This is a genomic window from Aquipuribacter hungaricus (assembly GCF_037860755.1).
Lineage (GTDB): Bacteria > Actinomycetota > Actinomycetes > Actinomycetales > JBBAYJ01 > Aquipuribacter > Aquipuribacter hungaricus.
In genome coordinates this window covers 1-4,410 of record NZ_JBBEOI010000271.1, presented here as the reverse complement: position 1 = coordinate 4,410, position 4,410 = coordinate 1, and the positions used below count along the sequence as shown (strand labels likewise).

General features: G+C 75.9%; 4 protein-coding genes. 2 read left to right on the top strand and 2 right to left on the bottom strand.

From position 1 onward, the window contains the following. The coding region (locus WCS02_RS17870) for a copper resistance CopC family protein (protein WP_340295631.1) at positions 1-689 on the bottom strand (689 nt) is incomplete at its 3' end. 144 nt (positions 690-833) lie between these two features. Between WCS02_RS17870 and WCS02_RS17865 the strand changes: the two genes are divergently transcribed. Both WCS02_RS17865 and WCS02_RS17860 read left to right on the top strand, forming a co-directional pair. Further along, positions 834-1,352, top strand: coding sequence for a MarR family winged helix-turn-helix transcriptional regulator (locus WCS02_RS17865; protein WP_340295629.1), 519 nt, complete (start codon positions 834-836; stop codon positions 1,350-1,352). Beyond that, the gene (locus tag WCS02_RS17860) at positions 1,349-3,184 is read left to right on the top strand and encodes an MDR family MFS transporter (protein ID WP_340295627.1); all 1,836 of its coding nucleotides are present in this window, start codon (positions 1,349-1,351) and stop codon (positions 3,182-3,184) included. The genes WCS02_RS17865 and WCS02_RS17860 overlap by 4 nt, the downstream gene beginning before the upstream one ends. Positions 3,185-3,281: 97 nt before the next feature. On the opposite strand, the gene WCS02_RS17855 is transcribed toward WCS02_RS17860, so the two are convergent. Continuing rightward, a partial coding sequence (locus WCS02_RS17855) for a dihydrolipoamide acetyltransferase family protein (RefSeq protein ID WP_340295625.1) occupies positions 3,282-4,410 on the bottom strand: 1,129 nt, incomplete at its 5' end.

Genomic DNA, 4,410 nt, shown 5'->3' with positions numbered 1-4,410 from the left:
CGCAGCTGGACCACGAGCGCGGCGGCCGCCGCGGCGACGAGGACGAGCGCGCCGACGACGAGCGCCCAGCGGGGCAGCCCGTCGGTGACGGCGGACACGGGCTCGGTCGACGCCTGGTCGGCCGGGACGCCGGTAGCCGCGTCCGTGGCGCCCGCCGCCTCGCTCGTGGCCTCCGGGGTGGCCTCTCCGGTCGTCCCTGCGGTCGGTGCGGCCGTCGTCCCCTCGGCCGGGGCCGGCGGGGCGGCGGCCGCGGTGAGGACGAAGCTGGTGGTGTGCTCGACGGGGTGGCCGTCGACGCTGACGACGCGGGCGACGACCTGCCACGTGCCGGTCTGGTCGGCCGCGGCGGCGACCTCGCCACCCAGGTCGACGGTGACGTCGGTGCCCGCGGCGCTGGAGGTGGTGGGCACCGTGGTCCCGTCGGGGGCCACGACGGCCGCCTCGACGAACTGCGGCGCGATCTCCTCGGAGTAGCTCATGACGACGGCCGCGGGCAGGGCGTCGACCTGGCTGCCCTCGGCCGGGTCGGAGCCGGTGAAGCGGGCGTGGGCCGACGCGGGCCCGGCGACGACCAGGGACAGCAGGAGCACGAGCGGCGCGACGAGGGCGACCGCCGCGTGACGGGCGGCAGGGGCACGCCGGTCCCGGGGGTCGGGGCTGGTCACGGGGGTGGTCGCGCGGGTCGGCACGACGACCACGGTACGTGGCCCCGACCGGACGGGGTGCGGCGGCCGTGGTCTTCAGGATAGGTGCATGGTGCATACACTTGGCCGGTGCAGCCCACCCCGACCGCGTCCCCACCGGGCCCACGGCCCCCGTCCGCGGACGGTCCGGTGACCCGACCGGGAGCCGGTCCTGCCGCGCCTGCCGCCGGCCCCGACCGGGTGGCCATGCAGCTGGTCCGGCTCAAGAAGTCGATGGAGCTGTTCCGGGCGCGCGTGCTCCGCGCGTCCGGCCACGGCCTCGAGGGCTCGGGCCTGGCGGTCCTGTTCCACCTGACGACCGACGGGCCGGCGCGCACGTCGCGCCTGGCCGACCTGCTCGGCCTCGACCCGTCCACCACGTCGCGCCACGTCGCCGCCCTCGAGCGCAGCGGCCACGTCGAGCGGGTCGCGGACCCGGACGACGGCCGCGCCTGGCTGGTGCAGGCCTCCCCCAGCGGCCGGCAGGCCTTCGAGGACACCCGTGCCCTGCGCAACGCGCTCGTCGGGCGCGCCCTCGCGGGCTGGGACCCGGCCGACGTCGACGCCCTGGCGACCGCGCTGGCCCGCTTCAACGACTCCGTCCTCGACCTGGACGCCGGCACCGTCGACGCCCTGGTCGCCCCCACCACCCGGAAGGACCGCCGGTGAGCAGCTCGCCGACTCCCCCCGCCGCCGCCGGCGGAGCGCCCGTCGACGCCGCCCCGCGGCTGTCCCAGAAGCAGGTCTACGCGATCTTCGGCGGCCTCATCGCCGGGATGTTCCTGTCCGCGCTGGACCAGACCATCGTCGCCACGTCGATCCGGACCATCGCGGACGACCTCCAGGGCCTGTCGCTGCAGGCCTGGGCGACCACCGCCTACCTCATCACCGCGACGGTCTCCACCCCGCTCTACGGCAAGCTCAGCGACCTCTACGGCCGCAAGCCGCTGTTCTCCACCGCCATCGGCGTCTTCGTCGTCGGGTCGGTGCTGTGCTCGTTCGCCACGTCGATGGTCGAGCTCGCGGCGTTCCGCGCGGTCCAGGGCCTCGGCGCCGGCGGGCTGTTCTCGCTCGCGCTGGCCATCGTGGGCGACATCGTGCCGCCGCGGGAGCGGGCCCGGTACCAGGGCTTCTTCCTCGCGGTGTTCGGCACCGCCAGCGTGCTCGGCCCGGTCGTCGGCGGCTTCTTCGCCGGTGCGGACACCCTGCTCGGCCTCACCGGCTGGCGCTGGGTGTTCCTGCTCAACGTCCCGATCGGCATCGTCGCGTTCCTCGTCGTGCAGCGGACGCTCAACATCCCCCACACCCGCCGCCCCCACCGGGTCGACTGGCCCGGCGCGCTGCTGCTCACCGCGGGCCTGGTGCCGCTGCTCATCCTCGCCGAGCAGGGCCGCGAGTGGGGCTGGACGTCGCTGCCGGCGCTGCTCAGCCTCGTCGGCGGGGTCGTCGGGCTCGTGCTGTTCGTCCTCGTCGAGCGGGGCTACGGCGACGACGCCCTGCTCCCGCTGCGGCTGTTCCGGATCGGGTCCTTCTCCGTCGGCACGCTGTCCAGCTTCGTCATCGGGCTGGCCATGTTCGGCGGCCTGGCCTCGCTGCCGCTGTACCTGCAGCTGGTCAAGGGCCAGAGCCCCACGCTGGCCGGCCTCAGCCTGCTCCCGCTCACGCTCGGGATCATGATCGGCTCGATCGTCTCTGGGCAGCTGATCTCGCGCACGGGCCGCTACAAGGTGTTCCCGGTCGTCGGCACCGCGCTGCTCGTGGTCTCGTTCCTGCTGCTCGCCCAGATCACCGCGACCACCTCGCTGTGGCTGACGTCGGTCGTCATGGTGCTGTTCGGCCTGGGCCTGGGCGGCAACCTGCAGCCCATCACCCTCGCGGTGCAGAACGCCGTGCCGGCCAAGGACATCGGCGTGGCGACCAGCTCGGCGACGTTCTTCCGCCAGATGGGCGGCACGCTCGGCACCGCCGTGTTCCTGTCCGTCCTGTTCGGGACCGTGGGCGACCGGATCTCCGCCCGCTTCGCCGACGCGTTCTCCGACCCCGCCTTCGTGGCGGCGCTGGAGGACCCCGAGGTCCTCGCCGACCCCGCCAACGCGGTCGTCGTCGACCAGCTCGCCGCCGCCCAGGAGACCATCGCCGCCGGCGGCACGCCTGCGCTGGACGGCACCGGCGTGCTCGACGACTCCTCGTTCCTGGCCACGCTCGACCCGGTGCTCGCCGTGCCCTTCCAGGCCGGGTTCGCCGACGCCGTGCAGCTCGTGTTCTGGATCGCCGCCGCGATCACGGTGGTCGGGCTCGTCGTGGTGAGCCTGCTGCCGGAGGTGCCGCTGCGCACCAAGTCGGCGATGGAGGAGCGCGAGGACGCCTTCGCCGAAGAGGCGCGCGCGCAGGAGGCCCTCGCCGGCGGGGAGGCGGACGTCGCCCGCACCGACGAGGACCGTTCCGCCGAGGTCCGGGGCGCCGCGGTCCGCGCCACCGGGGCAGCCTCCCCGGGGGCCTGACACACCCCGACGACCCACCGAGGGCCCGGCCCGGCGACCTGCCGGGCCGGGCCCTCCGTCGTACCGGGCCCTCGTCGTGCCAGATCCCCCTGGGCGGCTAGGCCCAGGCGAGGCCGTAGCCCGGGTCCTCCAGGAGCCGCGCGACGTCGGCCAGGTACCGGCTGCCGAGCTCGCCGTCGATCATCCGGTGGTCGAAGGACACCGCGAGCGTCATGACGTCGCGGGGCACGACCTGCTCGGCGTCCCCGGTGCCGACCACCCACGGCATCCGCCGGACCTGCCCGCAGGCGAGGATCAGCCCGGTGCCCGGCGGCAGGATCGGGGTGCCGCCGTCGACGCCGAAGACGCCGACGTTGGTGACGGTCAGGGTGCCGCCCGCCTGCTGCGCCGGCTGGAGCCGCCCGGCACGGGCCGTGTCGACGAGGTCGGCCACCTGGCGGGCCAGCTCCGGCAGGTCGAGGGACGCGGCGTCCGGCACGACCGGCACCACGAGGCCGCGCTCCGTGGCGGCGGCGAAGCCGAGACCGACCCTGCCGTGGACGACGATCTCCCGGGCGGGCTCGTCCCAGGACACGTTGACCCCCGGGTGCCGGCGCACGGCCAGGCACATCGCCCGGGCCACGAGCGTGAACGGGCTCAGCCGGACGTCGCGCACCGACCGGTCCGCCTTGAGCCGCTCGAGCAACCGGACCGACTCCGTGACGTCGACCTGCACCCACTCGGTGACGTGGGGCGCGGTGAACGCGCTGGCGACCATGGCCTCCGCCGTGGCCTTGCGGACACCCTTGACGGGGATGCGGACGTCCCCCGGCTGGTCCGCCGGTGCCCGCCCCGCCGCGGCCGGGCCGCCGCCGGTCCCGTCCGTCGCCCGGTCACGAGCCTGCTGGTCCGCGCGCTGCTGCCCGGCCGCGGCGAGCACGGCCTCCCGCGTGACGATGCCGTCCTCGCCGGGCGGCACCTGGCTGAGCTCGACGCCGAGGTCGCGCGCGAGCCTGCGGACGGGGGGCTTGGCCAGGACCTTGGCGCCGCCCGTCCCGGGCGCCTCGGCGCGCAGGAAGCCGGGGCCAGGCTCGGCCCGGGTCCCCGTCGAGGGGCTGTCTGCGGGCGCAGACGGTGCAGCGGTCGCCGACGGTGCAGCGGCCGCCGACGGTGCTGCCGTCCCGGATGCTGCCGTCGACGGCTGCGCGGGCACGCCGCCCGGGGTCCGGCGGGCCCGCCGACGGGTG